Origin of the sequence: Bowmanella yangjiangensis (genome assembly GCF_017255015.1) — a bacterium.
Lineage (GTDB): Bacteria > Pseudomonadota > Gammaproteobacteria > Enterobacterales > Alteromonadaceae > Bowmanella > Bowmanella yangjiangensis.
Map to the genome: position 1 here is coordinate 1 of NZ_JAFKCS010000292.1, position 1,012 is coordinate 1,012.

At 62.9% G+C, this 1,012-nt stretch carries 2 protein-coding genes; both read right to left on the minus strand.

Annotated features, from left to right (window positions below; genetic code table 11):
* Positions 1-156 precede the first annotated feature (156 nt).
* A complete protein-coding gene (locus J0A65_RS24060; protein WP_047588709.1) occupies positions 157-591 on the minus strand; it encodes a hypothetical protein in 435 nt (144 codons plus the stop codon).
* Positions 581-1,012, minus strand: a 432-nt coding sequence (locus tag J0A65_RS24065; RefSeq protein ID WP_206596792.1) for a nucleotidyltransferase domain-containing protein, incomplete at its 5' end; no start/stop codon positions are given. The genes J0A65_RS24060 and J0A65_RS24065, both read right to left, overlap by 11 nt.

The window sequence follows — 1,012 nt, forward strand, 5'->3', positions numbered from 1 at the left end:
GGCGCACGCCGCTGAGCCCATCTCCGGCAAGTGAAGAAGCCGCTGGCGGAGCGATCCGTCGGCGGCTTTTTTCTCTGGCACGGGCACCCGAGTGGAGAGCTGCGGTTGCCAGGAACTGACCGACAGGATTCGCCAGGCTGGAGCCAGCCTGAGCGCTCATGCCGGCCAAGCCGTCGCCATGGCTTCTTGGACCACAGGTAATAGCTCATCGGTCGCCGCGACCAACTCGGCCAGCAGCGGCTCATCCATGTCCATGTACCCTTCGTACTCCGCCAGATTGCGCCGATCATGGCACAGCGCAAACAGGCGCACCTGTGCCTTGCTGACCGCCAGCGTGTGCGTCAGGCACTGGAACACCAGGTATCGACGGTCGGAGCGATAGCCTCGCAGACGCAGCGCGGTCAACGCCAGTGCGTGCGCAGCGTTATAGGCGAGGTCGAAGCGGCTGGCGAATGACAGCTTGGGTGCATGGGCATCCTGCAGGCGATCAATGGCCGAGCGTAGCAGTCCTTCGCATTCCCTGCGGTCTGGCGGTTCGGCCTTGAGGCCACCCGTGCGCAGCAGGTTTTCAAGATTGTCGTTACTGACCATGTTCGGTTCCCTCCGGATCGTGGCCGATCAACTCGATCTTTTCCTGCTGCGCCACGCGCAGCACGAAGCTGTTGCCAGCGGCTTTCCTGGCCTGCCACTCGTCCGGAGTGTACAGCGTCGGATTGATGGTACGCCGCAGTTGCGCCTCGACCGGCAGCAGGTGTTCCATCACCTCGGCATAGCGCAGGTTGTCGCCGATCAGCATCAGGTCGACATCGCTATCGGCATGTTCGCGGCCTTTGGCCAGCGAACCATAGACGAAAGCCCACGTCAGGTGCGCGGAGAGCGGCGCGAGCGCCTCGCGCAGCGGCGTACCGATGCCAAAGGTCTTGCGTACGATACCTTGCAACTCGGCATAGATCGGACAATCCGGGTTGGCCTGGTAATGGGTCTGATTGCCCTGGCGGGTCAGGGTCAGGAT

Excerpts from the sequence above, each read along its gene's own strand:
- J0A65_RS24060 (WP_047588709.1), bottom strand. The coding sequence starts at position 591 with ATGGTCAGTAACGACAATCTTGAAAACCTGCTGCGCACGGGTGGCCTC.